Origin of the sequence: Halorubrum sp. Hd13 (genome assembly GCF_002252755.1) — an archaeon.
Lineage (GTDB): Archaea > Halobacteriota > Halobacteria > Halobacteriales > Haloferacaceae > Halorubrum.
The window spans coordinates 42712-61444 of sequence record NZ_NHOY01000037.1 but is presented as its reverse complement, the minus strand read 5'-3'; the positions used below and the strand labels follow the sequence as shown (position 1 = coordinate 61444).

Here is an 18733-nt window from a genome sequence, read left to right as displayed (position 1 = left end):
GTCCGACGACGGTGACCGGCGAGTCGAAGGCCGCGAGCGCCCCGACCGCCGCCGGCTCACTCGTCGGCGGTCGGGCCGCGGTCGGCGAACCGCCGCGCCGCGTCGGTCAGGCCGCCGGCGTCCGATCGATCGGTGGTCTCCGCCGGGCTCTCGTCCGCGTCCGCGGCACCATCGGGCGCGTCTCCGTCGCCGACGTCGGACCCGTCGCTGGTTGGGGCGCCGCCGTCGCCGCTGACGAGCGCCGCGTCGCCCTCGTCGCCCGGCGTCCGGTCTCGGCTCGGATCGACCGCCGAGGGGTCCGCGTCCGGCGGATAGCTCCGCTCCGCCGGCGGGACGAAGACCGTCTCGACCGCCCGGACGATCTTCCGGACGCTCTCCTCGTCGAGGCGGTCGGCGTACGCCTCCCGGATCAGGTCGGGGACGGCGTAAGCGTAGTGCCCGCGCCCGGCGTGCCGGATCAGCCCCGCGCGCCGGACCGGGCGATGGCGGCTGTAGGCGTGGCCGGAGTCGCCGTCGCCGCCGGCGTCGATGTGGGCGGCGACGGGGTCGCTGACGCCCTCGCGGCGGTAGTGACGGAGCATCCCTCGCGACAGCTCCGGGAGGGCCTCGATCCGGCCGCGGAGCTCCTCGATGACCGCCTCGCGGGTGCCGAGTTCGACCGCGTCGTCGAAGCGGAGCGCGCTCTCGGCCACGTCCGCGCGCGTCACGGGTTCGACGTCCTCGTCCGGCGGCGCGGCGGCGTCCTCGGGGTCGCCGTCGACGGCGGCGGGGGCGTCGGCGGCGTCGGAGGCGTCGAGGGCGTCCTCGGCGTCGTCCGCGTCCGCCGCGGTCTCGGTCGCGTCGTCGGCGTCCGTCCCTCCGTCGGCGTCGGATATGTCGTCGCCGTCGAGGGTCGCCGCGACCGCCTCGTCATACGATTTGAGGACCGACTGGTCCTCGTCACCGCCGTCACCGACCCTCTCGCCGGCGCCGACCGCAGACGGTTCGGTACCGGGCGCGGCCCCGCCGCCGCCCCGGTAGGGCGCCTCGGCCTTCCCGAGGAGCGCCTGCGCGAACTGGTCGGCCATGCTGCTCAGGTCGCGGGCCTCCTCCAGCTCGCGTTCGAGGTCGGCGATCCGCCGGTCCTTCTTGTCGAGCTCCTGCCGGAGGTCGGCGATCTCCGACTCGCGGCGCTCCTTCTCGTCGGAGATCGACTGGAGCTCGCCGACGAGGTCGCTGGAGACCGACTTGAGCTCGGGGCGCTCGAAGTCGTCGAGCCCGGGCGTCGCGCCCGCGTCGAACGTCGCCTTGCGGTGGAACTGGATCCGGCGGATCGACTCGTCCCAGTCGGTCATCAGGAACGCCTCGCCGTCGCCGAGGTCCTCGACCGCGCTCGAGTACTTGGAGCCGAGTATCCGCCCGACCACCTTCGTGTCGTTGTCCCAGGTGAGCCGGTGCCAGCAGAGCCAGTCGCACTGCGTGATGAAGTCCTTCTTGACGTCGGCCGGGCGCTGGCTGATCCCGACGATGCCGAGGCCGTGTTTCCGGCCGCGCTTGCCCACCTTGATCAGCATCTTGCCCGTCTCGTCCATCCCGCCGCCCTCGGGGATGTACTCGTGGCACTCCTCGACGACGAGGAGGAACGGCTTCTTCATGCGCTTCTCCTTCGCGAACAGCTGCTTGACGACCTCCAAGAGGAGCTCGTTCGCGGTCTCCTCCTCCAGGTAGCCGGAGACGTCGAGGATGATCGGGACGTTCTGGTCGAGGGCGAGCGTCGCGAGCTTCTCGGCGTGTTCGGGCGAGACGACGATGTCGCACTCGTCGTCGGCGCCGGCGTGGAGGATCTCGTATTCTTCCTTCAAACCGTAATATTCACCGTCTACGTCAACGATGAGAATACCAAGCGCCGAATCGAGGAGTTTCTCGGCGACGACCGAGGCGGTATTGCTTTTACCCGATCCGGATTTGCCCGTTATAAATCCCCGTCCGGTGAGCAGCTCCACTACTGGGAGTGAAATTTCCGTGTCCTGTTCCTGATCGACGCCGACAGGGATCTGTTGTTGAGCGTCAGTCATTTTGGTTCTCGTTTGGCGGCTCAATGGTATTGTGACACGAACGACAAAGCGTTACAAGGTTATCCAACGTGTTCGCGTCTTCGGGGGACTGAAACGTACGGATCGGCGTTTTGTGGTGAACGTCTAAGCCGATGTCAGTCCGGTTCCTGTGTTCGGACTGCGTGATGCCGCACCGTTGACATTTGTAGTCGTCTCGCCGAAGGGCCTTACGCCGCTGTTTCGCCCAGTTGTCGCCGTAGTATTCGTCTACACCACCCTCCCAGCGATGGTGTAGTTCTCCGGGCTGTGAACCGACTGTCCGGGTTTCAATTCCGTGGTCGTGTAACCAGTCATGGACTGTAGACGGAGCACAGTCGAGTTGCTCTGCTATCGCGTACGTACTCATTCCGTCCGAGAGATACATCGATCTGAGCTTCGATTCATCTTGAATTGCTTTCGGCGTTTCCGGGTTGTACGACCGCGTTTCGATATCGTGACGATGTATCCACACCTCTATCGCTTGCCGACCACAGCCGAGTTCCGAGGCGACTTCGTCCATCGTCATCTCCGATTCGACGTACAGTTCACGTAACGTCTCCTCGTCGTGCCACGGCCGTTCCGGTCGCGTCCAACTCGTGTCGATCCCGAATTTGGTTAGCCAGTTGTGAACGGTTGCTTGACTACAGTCCAACTCGTCTGCGATGTCGGCTTCGCTCATTCCCTGTTGGCGGAGAGAGCGAAGTCGTTCCTCGTCTTCCCAAGGTCTGGATTTCTCGATGTCGTGCTTTTTTAACCAGTTCTCGACAGTCTTGCGGCTACAACCGAGTTGCTCACCGATCTCGCTCGTCGACAGGTTTTCTCCGATGTACAGCGATCGGAGGCGATCCGCCTGCCTCCACGGGGCTTCCTCGGTCATTTCAGACATCCGGTTCGCTCGTGAGTGAGAGTCCCGTTCATGCTGGGTACTAGTCATGTGATGTCACGTAACTCTTCAGGAGGTTGGAACAGCCCGATCCGTACCGTCGCGTCGCCGCCGATCCCCTCGCTGACGTCCGCGACGTGGATCGTCTCCTGCTCGCTCATACCCGTGAGAGGTGGCGCCCGCCCCATAAACTATCGCCTCGGTCGTCGGGCGGTCGCGTCGGTCGTGGATGGCTCGCACTTCGAGGTCCGCAAAACGTATGCCGCCACCGGGAGTCGGACAGCGCATGGACACCGAAAACACCCTCCTCAACGCGGTGGTCGGCGCTATCGCGTCGGCCGTCCTCTCGTTCACCGGTATCTCACCCCTCCTCGGCGGCGCGGTCGCCGGGTATTTAAACGGCGACGACGGGCTGCGGGTCGGCGCGTTCTCCGGCGCGATCGCGTCGATCCCGATCGTCGGGCTGCTGTTGCTCGTGCTGGTCGTTTTCCCGCTTTTGGGATTCTTCGCGTTCCCGGCCGAGATCGGGATCGCAGCCGGGGGAATCTTCCTCCTCGGGGCGATCGCCGTGCTGGGCGGCGTCGCCTACACCGTCGTGTTGAGCGCGCTCGGCGGACTACTGGGCGTGTACGTGAAAGACGAACTGTAAGTCGGTCGCTGTTATAGGTAGTCGAGTTCGGTTCCGCTGAGAACACCTCCGAAGCCCCAGCCGCTCGCTTATAAATGGTCGCTAGCGAACCGGCGACAAACACCTCCGAAGCCCCAGCCTCGTCACCGGACTACGTCCGGTTGCAAGCGAGAGCTTCGCTCTCGCCCTGTCGGCGGTCCTCCGCTTCGCTCCGGACCGCCGACTCCCTCGCGCGAGTTGACTCGCGGCCGCCCCCGGCGGCCGTTCGCAGGCACGCGCCACCGCACTGTCTATTCATAAAGAAAGTGTGCGAGAATCACCTGCTACGCCGAGAGGGGACGACTCAGTGCTCGCCGCCCGTCCCGCGCCGGTCGGAGTCGAGGTCGATGTCGAGGTCGTCGAGGAGTTCCTCGGCCTCCTCGCGCTTCTCTTGGTGGTCTTCGAGGAACTCTCTCATGAGCTCGGCCGCCTGCTCCTTGCAGCCGCCGCAGAGGCGCTCGCCGTTGACGCACTCGGAGTAGACGGTCTTCGTGAGCTCGTCGTCGTCGCCCGCGAGCAGGTAGGCGTACAGCTCGTAGACGGGGCACTCGTCAGCCTCGCCGCCGAGTTCGCGCTGCTTCTCGGCGGTGTCGCGCCCGCCGGTGGTCGCCGCCTTCACCTTCTCGTAGCCGTCCTCGGGGTCGTCGAGCAGGGAGATGTGGCTCGCCGGGATCGACGAGGACATCTTCCCGCCGGTGAGCCCGGTCATGAACCGGTGGTAGATCGAGGAGGGCTGGCGGAAGCCGAACCCGTCGTGATCGATCTCGACCTCGCGCGCGAGCGACTCGGCCTCGCCGCGGGTGAGGTCGAAGGCGTCGACGTGGCCCTCGAAGACGCGCTTGTCGCCCTCGACCGCCTCGATCAGGGCCTCGAACGCCTCGTCGGTGGCGTTGCGGTCGAAGAAGCGCACGCGGGGGCGGAGCGGCTCCTTACCGCCCGCGCGGAGCTTGTCGAGGGCGGTCGACTTGGCGGCCGCGAGGTCGGGGACGTCGTCGGCGTCTCCGTCGGCGGCGTCCCCATCGGCGGCGTCTCTGTCGGCGGCGCCGACCTCCGGCGGCTCGTAGTCGGCGAGCCACGCGGCGGCGCCCTCGCAACGCACGTCGGTCTCGGCGTCGTCGACGTCGGCCGCGAGCGCGTCGTACGCGGCCCGGACGAGCTGTCGCTCGGCGTCGTCGAGCTCGAAGCTCGCGAACGCCTCGGTCACCTTGAAGTAGCGCATCCGCGTCGCCAGGTCGCGGGTCAGCCGGACGTGCGGGTCCTGGTCCGGGCCGACGGGGATGACCGTCGGTTTCGGCTCGTCGACGAGCTGCGGGTAGAGGATGTCGGCGGTCTGGGTCACGACGCTCTGCATGTGCGAGATGTTGGTCTCGCCGTCGAAGCCGTAGATGGCCTCGAACTCCGAGAAGTTCGCCTTCGAGCCGAGTTCGAACCCGAGGTCCTGGACCTCGCGGTTATCCGACTGCCGGTACAGCTCGCCGTCCTCGGCGTCGAAGCCGAGCGCGAGGAGGCTGAGGAGGTAGTTGCGCGCGTGCTCGTCGATCTCGTCCCACGACATCCCCCGCGCGGAGTGGGCCTCCAGGTCGGCGATCAGGCCGAAGGCGTCGCCGCCCTGCTCCTGATGCCAGATGATCTCGTCGAAGACGAGCTTGTGACCGATGTGCGGGTCGCCGGTCGGCATGAAGCCGGAGAGCGCGGCGAACGGCTCGTCGTTCGCCATCGCCTCGGCGACGGCGTCGTACTCGCGGTGCCCGAAGATGACGCCGCGCCGCATCAGGTAGTGCGGGTCGACCACGTCGTCGGCCACGTCGTCGAACGCCTCGATGCCGAACTCCTCGAACAGGTCCGCGTAGTCGCCGACCGACGCCGACCCCCACGGGTCGAGCGCGACGTCCTCGGTCGGTCCGTCCGCGCGCTCCGTCCCGCCGTCGGCGCGGGGCGATCCCGGGGTCTCGTCGCGGGCACCGCCCGCCGCCGACCCCGTCTCCTCGGGGGTGTCCTCGTCCATACGTCTCCTCCCGTCGGTCGACGCAAAAACCGTTCGCTTGCGCGTGAGGACGTGGCATGCGAGGTCGGTCGCCGGGACTGTGAGGCTGATCTCGGTTTCGCGAATGAGATCGTGTCTGAGTCGGTCGCTTATTTATATACGATTGACCGCAAGTCGATGCTGAACGACTCCAAAGCCCCAGCCACGAGGGCGGCGCACGCTCGCTGCGCGCCTCACTCGGTCGCTGGCGCTCCCTCGTTCGGTGCTTGCGTCGCCTGCGCCGCCCTCGCGACTGCCCCTTTGAGTCCCACCCGACCGCAACCGCACCGCAGCCTCGTACCTCCCCAGCCTCGCGGCTCGCGCTCAACAGCGCTCGCCGCGTCCCTCGCGCGTGCTGTCGCCGGCGGCGAGGCCGCCGGCTGCCAGAGGGACCTCCGGTCCCTCGCTGCTCGCGGCCTTTCGGTCGCTCGCAGGCACGCGCCACCGCGTCGGTTATTTAAAAATGCGCGTCGAGACCGCGGTTCTCACTCGTCGTCGCTATCGCGCCCAGTCACTTTTCGGATGCAGGAGGATCCGAACGGGCCGAGCTCGCCCGCGTCGAGCTTCACGAAGTGGCCGGTCGTAATGGAGGTCCCGCAGCGGCGGCACTCGAAGTCGCCCTCGCGCTGGGTGACTTGGCTGTCGTAGTTCACGTAGGTGCCGCCTCGCTGGACTCGGAGCCGGGCGTCCTCGCGCTCGATGACGCCGCGCTTCTCGGCGGCGTCGAGGATGTCGCGGGTGAGCGCGGGGCTCGTCGTCACCGTCTCGATCCGGTCGATCGCGTCGGGGAGCGCCAGCTCCTCGTGCTCGAGGTGCGCGAGCAGCTCGACGCCGAGCTCCAGCTTCTCCTCCCGGGACGCCGGCTCGTTCACGCCCGGCGAAACGAATCGGACCCTCTTAAGTCGGCCGGGAGGCCGCGCGTCCCGCGGCGCTGGTCCCCCGCGACCGCCCGTCGCCCCCGATGTAGTAAGACAGTTACCACGCGGGCCGCTGGAGGGCGTATGGACGTACTGGAGGTCGCGGCGCGGGCGACCGAGACGGGACCGGTGTGTGACGCCTGTCTCGGCCGGCTCGTCGCCGACCGGAGCTTCGGGCTGTCGAACGCCGAGCGCGGGTCGGCGCTGCGCGTCTCGCTCTCGCTGCGCGACGACGAGGACCACGAACCGGTCGACACCGCGGACTGCTGGGTCTGCGAGGGCCGCTGCACCGAGTTCGACGCGTGGGCCGAGCGCGCCGCCGAGGCGGTCGAGGGGATCGAGTTCGCCACGTACAACGTCGGCACGCGCCCGCCGCCGCTGATCGAGGAGAACGAGGCGCTGCTCCGCGCCGACGCCGGGCTGGACGAGGACGCGGGCGAACCGTTTAACTCCGAGTTCAACCGCGAGGTCGGCAAGCGGTTCGGCCGACTCACCGGCGCGGAGGTGTCCTTCGACCGCCCGGACGTGCAGTTCACGATCGACCTCGCCGACGACGCGATCGACGCGAAGGTGAACTCCACCTTCGTGTACGGGCGATACAGGAAACTGGAGCGCGACATCCCGCAGACCGAGTGGCCCTGCCGCGAGTGCAAGGGCTCCGGCCGGCAGGGACCGGACCCCTGCGACCACTGCGGCGGCTCGGGGTACCTCTACGACGACAGCGTCGAGGAGTACACCGCGCCGATCGTCGAGGACGTGATGGACGGGACGGAGGCGACGTTCCACGGCGCGGGCCGCGAGGACGTCGACGCGCTCATGCTCGGCACCGGACGGCCGTTCGTGATCGAGGTGGAGGAGCCGCGTCGGCGTCGGGTCGACGTCGAGCGCCTCCAGTCGGACATCAACGCCTTCGCCGACGGCGCCGTCGAGGTCGAGGGGCTCCGGCTCGCGACCTACGACATGGTCGAGCGCGTGAAGGAGCACGACGCCGCCAAGCGCTACCGCGCGCAGGTGGCGTTCGACGCCGACGTCGACGCCGACGCCCTCGCCGAGGCGGTCGACGAACTGGAGGGGACGACGGTCGAGCAGTACACCCCGAACCGAGTGGACCACCGGCGCGCGAGCCTCACCCGCGAGCGCGACGTGTACGAGGCGACCGCGGAGATCGACGACCCGCGTCACGCGACCGTCGAGGTCCGCGGCGCCGGCGGGCTCTACATCAAGGAGCTGATCTCGGGGGACGAGGGCCGCACCGAGCCGAGCCTCGCCGGGCTGCTGGGCGTCGGCGCAGAAGTCACCGCGCTCGACGTCGTCGCCGTCGAGGGCGAGGCGGAGCCGTTCGAGCGCGACGCGTTCTTCAGAGACTGACGCCCCCGAACGGTCGGCGCGGACCGGCGGGATTTATCTGACGCGCGTCTGACGTTGGGGGTATGTACGGGAGCGACGCGGACGAAGCGAGCGCCGAGGCGCCGACGGTCGGCGACGGTGTCGGCGAGCCTGTCGTCGAACCGGCGGTCAGGGAGGCGGCCGCGTCGACCACGACGGCGGCGCACGCCCGTCTGAAGGGGAAAGACCGAGCGGCGCGGCCGGACCGCGTGTCCTCGATCCTCGTGGCCGTCGGCGCCGGCCCGCACACGGGGGCGACCGTCGACGTGGCCCGCGAGATCGCCGACGCGACCGGCTCTTGGCTCGAACTGTTCCACGTCGTCCCCTCCGACGAGGCGCTCGTCGACGGGGACGCGACGCCGGTCGGCGACCGCGAGGACGCCGACGCCGCCGAGTACGCCGCGGCCGGCGATCGCCTCCTCTCGTCGGCCCGCGACCGCCTCGGCGACTTCGACCGGGTGGACCGCTGGCTCGTCGAGGACCGGACCGCCGCGGGCGCGATCGTCGAGCAGTCGCCGTACTACGACCTCGTGGTCGTCGGCGCCCCCACCACTGGCGCCGTCGGCCGGTTCGTGTTCGGCTCCACGACGGACACCGTGATCGACGACGCCGAGGTCCCCGTGGTCGTCGTCGAGGCGCAGGGTGACACGTCGCTGGACGTGGCGTAGGCCGCGGTGGACTCGCGTCGGGCGTCCCCGCTCCGTTTAAAAGCGACATAGAACAGTAAAGTGGCTATGCCACGGAGGCTCCGGTATGGCTGACGAAGCGATCGACGACGTGGACAGGGCGATCCTGTACGCGCTCCAAGAGGACGCCCGAAACACCTCGTCAGGGGACATCGCGGAGCGCACCGGGACGTCGGACAGCACCGTCCGCAAACGCATCCAGCGCCTCGAGTCAGACGGGATAATCAAGGGGTACAGCGCCGACGTCGACTACCAGAAGTCGGGGTATCCGCTCCGGATGCTGCTCTACTGCACCGCGTCGATACCCGAGCGCGGCGAGCTGCTCCCCGAGATCCTGAAGATCGACGGCGTCATCTCGGTGCAGGAGCTGGTCACCGGCGAACAGAACCTCCTCGTGACGGCGGTCGGCGAGTCGGACGGCGACATCACGCCCGTGGCACAGGAGCTCCTCGACATGGGGCTCACCGTCGCGGACGAGGTGCTCGTTCGGAGCCACGAGGCGACGCCGTTCGGCAAGTTCGACGCCGAGACCGACTCCTGAACGCGGACCGGTCGCTACCCGACGACCCGCTTGACGTCGAGCGCGGTCGCGCGCCGGACGACCGCCCGCACCGGGTCCTCCGAGCCGGCCAGGTTGTCCGAGTCGCCGTCGAGGACGACGAGCGCGGCCCGTCGCCCGGGCGCGATGACGCCGCAGTCGAGCCCCGCGATCTCGGCGCCGGCGGCGGTCGCCATCCGTAGCACCTCCCGGGCGGTCACGTCGAACCGCTTCGCCGTGTACGCCATCTCGCGGAACATCGACGGGGCGTTCAGCATGACGTTGTCCGTGCCGAGCGCGACGGTCGTGTGGTCGAGCAGCTCCCGGACCGGCGGCGTTCCGACGTCGAGGACCTCGTTCGCGCGCGGGCACACGGCGACCGGGACCGACCGGTCCGCGACGCGTTCGAGGTGCTCCCGCTCGGCGTGTACCATGTGAACGAGCAGGTCCGGATCGAGGTCGAGCGCCGGGTGGATGTCGGTCGCGTCCGGCTCGCCGGCGTGGATGGCGAAGGGAACGCCGCGGTCCTCGCACGCGGCGCGTTCGTCGGCGAAGTCGTCGTCGTTCGCCCCGGAGGCCCCGTACCCGTCGGCGACGTCGAGGACGGCGGGGTCGCCGCTCCCGAAGATGAACGGGTCGACGGCGACCGACGACGCCGCCTCGCGGAGGGCCCGCGCCCCGGCCACTCCGTTCTCCCGGAAGTCCAAACAGGAGATCGTACCGGTCCGCCGCGCGAACCGGAGCGTTCGGCGCATCGCCGACACGAGGTCGGCGCGGTCGGCGGCCGCCAGCCGCCGGTGTTTCAGGCTCTCCGGCGGGGCCACCGCCTCGTCGAGCGACAGCCCGACGGCCGCCTCCTTCGCGACGGAGTCCCCTAGATGCGTGTGGGCGTTGACGAACGCGGGCAGGACGATGTCGGTCGACTCCGTGTCGGTCTCCTCGACGGCCTCGATCCGACCGTCGTCGACGACGAGACGCCCGCGAGTCGGCTCGAACGACTCGCCGGCGAGGACGGTCCCGGTGAGTTCCTCCATACCGACACTGCGGATCGGATAACGATATGGTTTTCTGAACGCGATTCGCGAACGGACCGAGAACTGGACTGGCCGTCGGCGACGTATCCGTTACGGACCCGCGGACGAGCCGCTCGGGACGAACCCCGTCCGGACACGTCCACGATTACGCCTGCGAACCCGCTTCGCTCCGTTCACGACGCGGACCCGTCTCCTCGCGATAACTATAATGTTCTATAATGAGATTATATCGAACAGTTTGTGAAGATAAACAGATTTAATACACAATCTGTTCACTAGACGGAGTGAAGACGACCGATACCGGTTCGCCGTGCGGGTCGGCTACGGAGATTGGTCGCACGAGCCGAACGATGTCGGAATCCAACTCGAAAACGACGGTCGGAGCGCTCCCGGACGCGACGGCGGAGACGCCGTTCGCGCCCGTCGCACTCACGTGGCTCGCCTGGTCGCTGTTCGCCGCGAGCCTCGCGGTCCTCGTCGCCCGAGTCCGAATCGGTTTCGCCCCGGCGGTCCCCGGCGCGTTCGCCGTCGACGGACTCACCGTCCTGATGTGGGTGGTCGTCGCCTTCTTCGGCGGCGTCGTCCACAGCTACTCGCGCCGGTACATGGCGGGAAGCGCCCACGAGACGCGGTTCTTCCTCGCCGTGTTCGCCTTCGAGGTGACCGTGATGGCCCTCGTCGCGGCCGACCACCTCGCCGCGTTCGGACTGCTGTGGCTGGCGATGGGGCTGGTGATGGCGAGGCTCATCGGCGTCGTCGACGGGTGGAGACAGGCGCGGGCCGCCGCGTCGCTCGCTCGGCGGTACTTCGTCGCCAGCAGCGCGCTCCTCGGCGTCGCGCTGGCCGCGCTCTGGCGGGCGACCGGCGCCACGACGGTCTCCGGCGTCGCCGCGGCCGCCGACGGGCTCGGCGGACCGCTGTGGGTCGTCGCCGCGGGCGCGCTCGTCCTCGCGGCGATGATCCAGTCCGCGCTGCTTCCGTTCCACGGCTGGCTGCTCTCGTCGATGACCGCCCCCACGCCGGCGTCGGCGCTGATGCACGCCGGGTTCGTCAACGCCGGCGGCGTCCTGCTGCTCCGGTTCGCGCCGGTCGTCACCGTCGACGCCGGCCTCATGCTCGCTATCGTCGCGGTCGGCGCGACCAGCGCGCTGCTCGGGAAGCTCCTCAAGTCCGTCCGGCCGGACGTCAAGAGCAAGCTGGCCTGCTCGACGGTGGGGCAGATGGGATTCATGATCATGCAGGCCGGTCTGGGGTTCTTCGGGGCCGCCGTCACCCACCTCATCCTGCACGGCTTCTACAAGGCCTACCACTTCCTCGGTGCGGGCGGTGCGGTCGAACGGACGGCCCCGAGCGGGCAGACGGCCCCCCGGACGGGCGTCTCCGGCGTCGCCGACGGCGCGGTGACGCTGCTGACCGGATTGGCGGGCGGCGCGGCGTTCGTGCTCCTGACGGGGAAGGGAACGAGCGTCGACTCCGGCCTGCTGCTCGTCCTGTTCGTGGTGTTCACGACCCTCCACGCGGCGCGGGGCGCGGTCCGGCACGCGTCGCTGCCGCCGGCGGTCCGCTACGGGTCGGTCCCGCTGGTCTTCCTGCCGGCGATCACCGTGTACGCGCTCGTTTACAGGGGCGTCTCGTCGCTCCTCACCGGGCTCCCGGTCGTCGCGGCGCCGACCGAACTGACCGCGCTACACGGGCTCGTGGCCGCCGCCTTCCTCGCCGCGTACGTGGCGATAGAGACCGGCGTCCACGAGCGCAGTCGCCGGCTCTACGTCGCGCTCCTGAACTGGGGCCACCCGTCGTCCGGAACCGTGCTGACGAACGCAGAGGAGTACGACAACGGAGGAGTTCAATGAGCACTCAATCCACTATCCGAGACGGCATCGACGACGCGGCGGCGACGGTCGGATCGGTCTGGCCGATCCACTCGTTCGTGACGGCGAACCCCCTCTCGGGGTTCGAGAACATACCGTTCGACGAGGCGGTGACGCAGGCCGCCGACGTGTTGGGCGGACGCGGCTACCCGAGCCGAGAGGTCTTCCGCGCGGCGCTGGACGACGGCCGGATCGACCGCGAGACGCTCGCCGCGGAGCTCGCCGACCGCGGCTACGAGGCCGACCCGGAGACGCTGCTCGAACGCGTGGACGCGTCGGTCGAGTCGGCGGCGCCGGACGGCGGAGCCGAGCGGGTCGATCACGTGCTGACGAAGTGGCTGTCGGCGTTCCTCGACGAGGGCGGCGCCGCGTGGCCGATGCCGAACCGCGACGAGGGGTTCTACGCCGCCTTCCGCGAGCTGGCACCGCACGACGCCGACGTCCCGGACGAGGGGGTCGTCGCGTCGCTCCCGGAGACCCCGACCGAGGCCATCGAGGCCGTCTTGGAGCCGTACCCGGAGAGCCAGTGGGTCCCCGTCTTCGAGGAACAGCTGGCCGCGCTTCCGGGCTGGGCCGGGTTCATCAAGCAGCGCGCGGACGACGAGGGGGCGTGGCAGTCGGCCCACCCGATCACGCTCGCGGACTACGTCGCGGTCCGTCTCGCGCTCCTCGACGGGTTCGGCGTCGATGTCGAGCCGTCCACTGATCCCGGGAGCGCCGACGCCGATCCGGCCGACGAGCTCGCCGAGGCGTTTCTGAGCGCCTGGGAGGCGAGCTACCGCTCCGAGGTCGTCGGGCGCGTGACCGCCGAGAGCCGGTCGCTCGCCGAGAGCCGGTCCCTGGCCGGCTGCGAGTCGCCGGACGAGAGCGACCCGCCGGCCGGGGGCGACTCCTCGGGCGAGAGCGACCCGTCGGCCCGCCCCGACGCGCAGTTGGTGTTCTGCATCGACACGCGGTCGGAGGTGATCCGGCGTCACATCGAGGACGAGGGCGAGTACGAGACCCACGGGTACGCCGGCTTCTTCGGCGTTCCGATGGAGTATCAGGCGTACGACGCCGACGTGTCGGTCGACGCCTGCCCGCCCATCCTCGATCCCCGGCACCGCATCAGCGAGATACCGACCGACGGAGACGCGCAGGCGCGCCGCGACCGCCGGTCGAGCGTCCGCGAGGTCGCGGGTGACGTCGTCAAGAAGCTGAAGACGAACCCCGCCAGCGCCTTCGGCTTCGTGGAGAACGCGGGGAGCGGGTACGGACTGGCGCTCGCGGCCCGCACGCTGGTGCCGAGCCGCGTTCGCGACCTGTTGGGGGCCGCGGACGACGCGGTGCCCGACGACCGCGAGTTCTGCGAGCAGACCGTCCACCACCAGCACGCCTACGCCGGCGATCTCCCGATCGGACTGACCCAAGAGGAGAAGGTCGAGTACGCCGCGACCGCGTTCGATCTGATGGGCTGGACGGAGTTCGGCCGGCTCGTGGTGTTCGCCGGCCACGCGAGCGAGACGACCAACAACCCCTACGACTCGAGCCTCGACTGCGGCGCGTGTGCCGGCAACCCCGGCGGGCCGAACGCCCGCGTCCTCGCGGCGATCTGCGCCGACCCCGACGTGAAGGCGGCGCTGCGCGAGCGCGGCTTCGACGTCCCCGACGACACCGTCTTCCTCGCCGGCGAACACAACACGACGACCGACGAGATCGAGCTCTACGGGGACGTGCCCGAGAGCCACGCGGACGACCTCGCGGCGCTGCGCGCGGACCTCGCGGCGGCCCGCGAGAGCGCGGCCGCCGAACGCGCGGACGCGATGGGCGCCGACGCCTCGGCGGGCGTCGGCGAGACCGAGCGCCGCGCCGGCGACTGGGCCGAGACGCGCCCCGAGTGGGGACTGGCCGGCAACGCGGGCTTCGTCGTCGGGCCCCGCGAGCTGACGAGCGACCTCGACCTGGACGGCCGCGCGTTCCTCCACTCGTACGACTGGTCGACCGACCCCGACGGCGACGCGCTCGAGGCGATCCTCGCCGGGCCGATGGTCGTCACCCAGTGGATCAACGCGCAGTACTACTTCTCGACCGTCGACAACGCGACCTACGGGAGCGGGTCGAAGGCGACGCAGAACCCCGTCGGCAACGTCGGCGTCTACCAGGGGAACGGCGGCGATCTGATGACCGGGCTCCCCAGCCAGTCGCTGATGGCCGCCGACGGCGTCCCGTACCACCAGCCGCTCCGCCTCTCGACGGTCGTGCACGCCCCCGTGGAACGCGTCACCGACGCGCTGGCCGACCACGACGAGGTGACGGAACTGCTGGACAACGACTGGCTCTCGTTGACGGTCGTCGACCCGACGCGCGACCACCGCGCGTTCGAGTACGAGCGCGACCTGAGCTGGGCACCGGCCTCGGAGCCGGCCGCCGCCGAGCCGGAGGCGCCGACCGAAACCGAACCGGAGGCGCCGACCGAAACCGAACCGGAGGCGCCGACCGAAACCGAACCGGAGGCGCCGGTCGCTCCCACCGTCGCGGACGACTGAGCCGTCCCCGCGGTCCCGTTCTGTCTCCTTCCGCGCTCCGCGTGACCGAGTACCACCGCGGCGACAGCGTTAAATCGGTGTACAGACTTGTACATCACAACGCGAAGTAATACATCGGTGAACACTATGGATATCAACGACACGGTCGAACGCGTGACGGACGGGACGGATCTGACTGTCGAGGAGTCGCGCGAGGCCGCGCGGCTGGTCTTCGAGGAGGCCACGGAGGCGCAGATCGGCGCCCTCCTCGCCGCCCTCCGGGCGAAGGGCGAGACCGAGGCCGAGATCGCCGGCTTCGCGCAGGGGATGCGCGACGCCGCCCGCACGATCGAGCCGGCCCGCGAGCCGCTCGTCGACACCTGCGGGACGGGCGGCGACGACTACGACACGATCAACGTCTCGACGACCGCCGCGATCGTCGCCGCGGGCGCGGGCGTCCCGGTCGCCAAGCACGGCAACTACTCCGTCTCCTCCTCCTCCGGGAGCGCCGACGTGCTGGAGGTCGCGGGCGCCGACGTCGAGGCCGAGCCGCCGGCGGTCGAGGACGCCATCGAGGCCGACGGGATCGGCTTCATGCTCGCGCCCGTCTTCCACCCGGCGATGAAGGCCGTGATCGGCCCGCGCAAGGAGCTCGGGATGCGGACGATATTCAACGTGCTCGGCCCGCTCACCAACCCCGCCGGCGCCGACGCGCAGGTGCTCGGCGTCTACGACCCCGACCTCGTCGGGACGATCGCCCGGTCGCTCGCGCGCATGCCCGTCGAGCACGCGCTGGTGGTCCACGGCGCGGGGATGGACGAGATCGGGATCCACGACGAGACGGTCGCCGCCGAGGTCGTCGGCGACGAGGTGACCGAGTTCACGATCGCGCCGGAGGACCTCGGGCTCGACCGCGCCCCGATCGAGGACGTCTCGGGCGGGACGCCGGCGGAGAACGCGGCCGACCTGCGGGGGATCGTCGACGGCTCCGTCACGGGGCCGAAGCGCGACCTGATCCTCGCGAACGCGGGGGCGGCGATCTACGTCGCCGGCGAGGCCGACACGCTCGCGGCGGGCGTCGAGCGGGCCGCCGAGGCGATCGACTCCGGCGCGGCCGCCGAGAAGTTCGCGGCGCTGTGCGGCGACGACGGGATCGCGGAGGGAGCGGCGACCCCGGCGGACGACGCCGAGGAGGCGACGACCGCCGGCTCGGAGGGCGACGACTGATGGCCCGGGTGAAGATCTGCGGGCTCACGGACGCCGCGGACCTCCGGGCCGCGGTCGACGCGGGCGCGGACGCGGTCGGCGTGATCTCGGAGGTGCCGGTCGACTCCGGGCGCGAGGTCGACTCGGCGACGGCGGCGGAGCTGCTCGCGGACGTCCCGCCGTTCGTCACGGCGACGCTGGTCACGATGCCCGACTCCGCCGAGCGCGCGGTCGAGCTCCTGCGGACGGTCGGTCCGGACGCGATTCAGCTCCACGGCGAGTGGACGCCCGACGAGATCCGGTACATCCGCGCGGAGACGGAGCGGAAGGTGCTGCTCGCCGTCGACGCCGACGACCCGGCCCGCGCCGAGGAGTTCGACGCGGTCGCCGACGCGCTCGTGATCGACTCGACCGACGACTCCGGCGCCGGCGGCACCGGCGAGGCCCACGACTGGGCGAAGACGGGCGAGCTGGCGGCCCGGCTCACGTCGCCGGTCGTGCTCGCGGGCGGGCTCACGGCCGACAACGTCGCCGAGGCCGTCCGCGTCGCCGACCCGTACGCCGTCGACGTCGCCTCCGGCGTCGAGCTGGCGGACGGGCGGAAGGACCACAACGCGGTGGCCCGGTTCGTCGCCAACGCGGGCCGGGAGATGGAGCTCGCATGAGCGACGACGGCTCCCCGCTCGACCGCTCGAAGGCCGCGTTCGTCGAGCTCGCCGCCGACGCGGAGAAGCCGGTCGTCGTCCGGGCGTCCGCGGCGCTCGACGCCGACGTGACCCCGCTCGCGGCGTACGCGACCCTCGTCGGCGACGGGCCGTACGGGTTCCTCCTGGAGTCCGGCGAGAAGGTCGCCTCCAGCGACCCCGACGGCGCGTTCACGTCGGGCGGGAAGGCCGACCGGCACGCCCGCTACTCGTTCGTCGGCTACGACCCCGAGGCGATCGTCTCCGTCCACCCCGACCGCACCGAGGTGACCCGGCTCGGGCCGGCGGCGGAGTTCGTCGGGGACGGATCTGAGAAAGAGATCGGCCCCGGCGCGGGCGACGCGGTCGACCGGATCCGCGCGGCGTTCCCCGACGTGAGCCTGCGCGGGTTCCCCGACACCGACCGGCAGATCCTCTCCGGCGGGTTCGTCGGCTTCCTCGCGTACGAGGCCGTCTACGACCTCTGGCTGGAGGAGGTCGGCGTCGAGCGCCCCGAGACCGAGTTCCCGGACGCCGAGTTCGCGCTCACGACCCGCACGGTCGTCTTCGACGAGAAGGAGGGGAGCGCCGAGCTCGTCTTCACGCCGGTCATCGGCGTCGACGACGACCCGGCGGCGGTGTACGACGACCTCGTCGCCGAGGCGGAGCGGGTGAGCGCCGAGCTCCGCGAGGCCGCGCCGCCGGAGCCCGACGGGATCCGAGTCGACGCGGAGTCCGCGGACCCCCGCGAGGCGTACGAGGAGGCGGTCCGGACCGCGAAGCGCCACGTCCTCGACGGCGACATCTACCAGGGCGTGATCTCGCGGAGCCGGGAGCTCCGCGGCGAGGTCGACTCGCTGGGGCTGTACGCGGCGCTCCGCGAGGTGAACCCCTCGCCGTACATGTACGTGCTGCGCCACGACGACCGGAGCATCGTCGGCGCGAGCCCGGAGACGCTGGTGTCGGTGCAGGGCGACCGGATCGTCTCGAACCCCATCGCGGGCACCTGTTCCCGCGGGACGAGCCCGGTCGAGGACCGCCGGCTCGCCGGCGAGATGCTCGCCGACGCGAAGGAGCGCGCGGAGCACACGATGCTCGTCGACCTCGCGCGCAACGACGTCCGGCGCGTCTCGGAGGCGGGATCGGTCCGCGTCGAGGAGTTCATGAACGTGCTGAAGTACAGCCACGTCCAGCACATCGAGTCGACCGTCACGGGGACGATGGCGGCCGACGCCGACGCCTTCGACGCCACGCGCGCGACGTTCCCGGCCGGCACGCTCACGGGGGCGCCGAAGGTGCGCGCGATGGAGATCATCGAGGAGTTAGAGACCACGCCGCGGGAGGCGTACGGTGGCGGCGTCGGCTACTACGCGTGGACCGGCGACGCGGACTTCGCCATCGTGATCCGGACCGCGACGCTCGACGAGTCGCCGGCGGGCGCGAGCGGTCCGGACGAGGCCGCCGTGACCGTCCGGGCCGGCGCCGGGCTCGTCGCCGACTCCGATCCGGCCGCCGAGTACGAGGAGACCGAGCAGAAGATGGACGGCGTGCTGACCGCGATCGACCGGATCCGGGACGAGGAGTCGCCCGCGGACGACCCCCTCCCCGCCGGCGCGGAGGTCGACGAATGAACGTCGTCGTCGTCGACAACTTCGACTCGTTCACCTACAACCTCGTCGAGTACGTCTCCGATCAGACGCTCGACGGCGAGGACGACGCGAGCGGGGACCCGGAGCCGATCGACGTCGAGGTGTTCAAGAACACCGCGTCGCTGGCGGCGATCCGCGACGCCGACCCGGACGCGGTTATCATCAGCCCCGGCCCTGGTCACCCGAAGAACGAGCGCGACGTGGGCGTGACGACGGCCGTGCTCCGGGAGCTCTCGCCCGAGGTCCCGACGCTCGGCGTCTGTCTCGGCCTAGAGGCCGCCGTGTACGAGTACGGCGGGACCGTCGGTCACGCGCCGGAGCCGATCCACGGCAAGGCGTTCCCGGTGGATCACGACGGCGAGGGGGTGTTCGCCGGGCTCGACCAGGGGTTCCGCGCCGGGCGGTACCACTCGCTGGCCGCCACGGCGGTCCCCGACGCCTTCGCGGTGACGGCGACGACGGACCACGAGGACGACGAGATCGTGATGGGGATCCGCCACCGCGAGCACCCGATCGAGGCCGTGCAGTTCCACCCGGAGAGCGTGTTGACCGCGGCCGGCCACGACCTGATCCGGAACTTCCTCGAAGCCGTCTGAGGCGGACGTCGAGACCGC

The 18733-nt window shown here is 70.2% G+C and carries 15 protein-coding genes; 10 read left to right on the top strand and 5 right to left on the bottom strand.

The window, feature by feature from the left end:
• Positions 1-56: 56 nt before the first annotated feature.
• Together DJ81_RS04920 and DJ81_RS04915 are read right to left on the bottom strand one after the other, a co-directional pair.
• The gene (locus tag DJ81_RS04920; protein ID WP_394338267.1) at positions 57-2054 is read right to left on the bottom strand and encodes an ATP-binding protein; all 1998 of its coding nucleotides are present in this window, start codon (positions 2052-2054) and stop codon (positions 57-59) included.
• Positions 2047-2949 carry a helix-turn-helix domain-containing protein gene (locus tag DJ81_RS04915; RefSeq protein WP_212589828.1) on the bottom strand — a complete coding sequence of 301 codons (903 nt, stop codon included), beginning with the start codon at positions 2947-2949 and terminating at the stop codon, positions 2047-2049. Before DJ81_RS04915 ends, DJ81_RS04920 begins: the two co-directional genes overlap by 8 nt.
• Before the next feature lie 292 nt (positions 2950-3241).
• Between DJ81_RS04915 and DJ81_RS04910 the strand changes: the two genes are divergently transcribed.
• Entirely contained in the window at positions 3242-3604 is a 363-nt protein-coding gene (locus tag DJ81_RS04910) for a DUF5518 domain-containing protein (RefSeq protein ID WP_094588738.1), read from the top strand.
• A gap of 322 nt (positions 3605-3926) precedes the next feature.
• On the opposite strand, the gene DJ81_RS04905 is transcribed toward DJ81_RS04910, so the two are convergent.
• Positions 3927-5627 carry a tryptophan--tRNA ligase gene (locus DJ81_RS04905; RefSeq protein ID WP_094588736.1) on the bottom strand — a complete coding sequence of 567 codons (1701 nt, stop codon included), beginning with the start codon at positions 5625-5627 and terminating at the stop codon, positions 3927-3929.
• A 503-nt stretch (positions 5628-6130) separates the two neighbouring features.
• Positions 6131-6517 (bottom strand): DUF5830 family protein, encoded by a 387-nt coding sequence (locus DJ81_RS04900; protein ID WP_094527885.1) that lies wholly within the window; start codon positions 6515-6517, stop codon positions 6131-6133.
• Between the two features lie 129 nt (positions 6518-6646).
• On the opposite strand from DJ81_RS04900, the gene DJ81_RS04895 reads away from it, so the two are divergent.
• From DJ81_RS04895 to DJ81_RS04885, 3 genes are all read left to right on the top strand, one after another.
• A complete protein-coding gene (locus tag DJ81_RS04895) occupies positions 6647-7930 on the top strand; it encodes a tRNA pseudouridine(54/55) synthase Pus10 (RefSeq protein ID WP_094588734.1) in 1284 nt (427 codons plus the stop codon).
• 62 nt (positions 7931-7992) lie between these two features.
• Positions 7993-8616 carry a universal stress protein gene (locus DJ81_RS04890; RefSeq protein ID WP_094522024.1) on the top strand — a complete coding sequence of 208 codons (624 nt, stop codon included), beginning with the start codon at positions 7993-7995 and terminating at the stop codon, positions 8614-8616.
• Between the two features lie 85 nt (positions 8617-8701).
• Entirely contained in the window at positions 8702-9175 is a 474-nt protein-coding gene (locus DJ81_RS04885; protein WP_094522025.1) for an Lrp/AsnC family transcriptional regulator, read from the top strand.
• 14 nt (positions 9176-9189) lie between these two features.
• On the opposite strand, the gene DJ81_RS04880 is transcribed toward DJ81_RS04885, so the two are convergent.
• Positions 9190-10206: an amidohydrolase family protein gene (locus tag DJ81_RS04880; protein WP_094522026.1), complete on the bottom strand. Its 1017-nt coding sequence runs from the start codon at positions 10204-10206 to the stop codon at positions 9190-9192.
• 350 nt (positions 10207-10556) lie between these two features.
• Here DJ81_RS04880 and DJ81_RS04875 point away from each other — a divergent pair, with 350 nt between their 5' ends.
• The 6 genes from DJ81_RS04875 (at position 10557) to trpG (ending at position 18715) form a co-directional block, all read left to right on the top strand.
• The gene (locus DJ81_RS04875; RefSeq protein ID WP_094588807.1) at positions 10557-12059 is read left to right on the top strand and encodes a proton-conducting transporter membrane subunit; all 1503 of its coding nucleotides are present in this window, start codon (positions 10557-10559) and stop codon (positions 12057-12059) included.
• Positions 12056-14602: a DUF2309 domain-containing protein gene (locus DJ81_RS04870; RefSeq protein ID WP_094588732.1), complete on the top strand. Its 2547-nt coding sequence runs from the start codon at positions 12056-12058 to the stop codon at positions 14600-14602. Before DJ81_RS04875 ends, DJ81_RS04870 begins: the two co-directional genes overlap by 4 nt.
• Before the next feature lie 126 nt (positions 14603-14728).
• Positions 14729-15808: an anthranilate phosphoribosyltransferase gene (gene trpD / locus DJ81_RS04865; protein WP_094522028.1), complete on the top strand. Its 1080-nt coding sequence runs from the start codon at positions 14729-14731 to the stop codon at positions 15806-15808.
• Positions 15808-16452: a phosphoribosylanthranilate isomerase gene (locus DJ81_RS04860; protein WP_094522029.1), complete on the top strand. Its 645-nt coding sequence runs from the start codon at positions 15808-15810 to the stop codon at positions 16450-16452. The genes trpD and DJ81_RS04860 overlap by 1 nt, the downstream gene beginning before the upstream one ends.
• Positions 16449-18101, top strand: coding sequence for an anthranilate synthase component I (trpE, locus tag DJ81_RS04855; RefSeq protein WP_094588730.1), 1653 nt, complete (start codon positions 16449-16451; stop codon positions 18099-18101). The genes DJ81_RS04860 and trpE overlap by 4 nt, the downstream gene beginning before the upstream one ends.
• A complete protein-coding gene (gene trpG, locus DJ81_RS04850) occupies positions 18098-18715 on the top strand; it encodes an anthranilate synthase component II (protein WP_094527880.1) in 618 nt (205 codons plus the stop codon). Before trpE ends, trpG begins: the two co-directional genes overlap by 4 nt.
• Positions 18716-18733: the final 18 nt, after the last annotated feature.

Excerpts from the sequence above, each read along its gene's own strand:
- DJ81_RS04920 (WP_394338267.1), bottom strand. The coding sequence starts at position 2,054 with ATGACTGACGCTCAACAACAGATCCCTGTCGGCGTCGATCAGGAACAG.
- DJ81_RS04915 (WP_212589828.1), bottom strand. The coding sequence starts at position 2,949 with ATGACCGAGGAAGCCCCGTGGAGGCAGGCGGATCGCCTCCGATCGCTG.
- DJ81_RS04910 (WP_094588738.1), top strand. The coding sequence starts at position 3,242 with ATGGACACCGAAAACACCCTCCTCAACGCGGTGGTCGGCGCTATCGCG.
- DJ81_RS04905 (WP_094588736.1), bottom strand. The coding sequence starts at position 5,627 with ATGGACGAGGACACCCCCGAGGAGACGGGGTCGGCGGCGGGCGGTGCC.
- DJ81_RS04895 (WP_094588734.1), top strand. The coding sequence starts at position 6,647 with ATGGACGTACTGGAGGTCGCGGCGCGGGCGACCGAGACGGGACCGGTG.
- DJ81_RS04890 (WP_094522024.1), top strand. The coding sequence starts at position 7,993 with ATGTACGGGAGCGACGCGGACGAAGCGAGCGCCGAGGCGCCGACGGTC.
- DJ81_RS04885 (WP_094522025.1), top strand. The coding sequence starts at position 8,702 with ATGGCTGACGAAGCGATCGACGACGTGGACAGGGCGATCCTGTACGCG.
- DJ81_RS04880 (WP_094522026.1), bottom strand. The coding sequence starts at position 10,206 with ATGGAGGAACTCACCGGGACCGTCCTCGCCGGCGAGTCGTTCGAGCCG.
- DJ81_RS04875 (WP_094588807.1), top strand. The coding sequence starts at position 10,557 with ATGTCGGAATCCAACTCGAAAACGACGGTCGGAGCGCTCCCGGACGCG.
- DJ81_RS04870 (WP_094588732.1), top strand. The coding sequence starts at position 12,056 with ATGAGCACTCAATCCACTATCCGAGACGGCATCGACGACGCGGCGGCG.
- trpD (WP_094522028.1), top strand. The coding sequence starts at position 14,729 with ATGGATATCAACGACACGGTCGAACGCGTGACGGACGGGACGGATCTG.
- DJ81_RS04860 (WP_094522029.1), top strand. The coding sequence starts at position 15,808 with ATGGCCCGGGTGAAGATCTGCGGGCTCACGGACGCCGCGGACCTCCGG.
- trpE (WP_094588730.1), top strand. The coding sequence starts at position 16,449 with ATGAGCGACGACGGCTCCCCGCTCGACCGCTCGAAGGCCGCGTTCGTC.
- trpG (WP_094527880.1), top strand. The coding sequence starts at position 18,098 with ATGAACGTCGTCGTCGTCGACAACTTCGACTCGTTCACCTACAACCTC.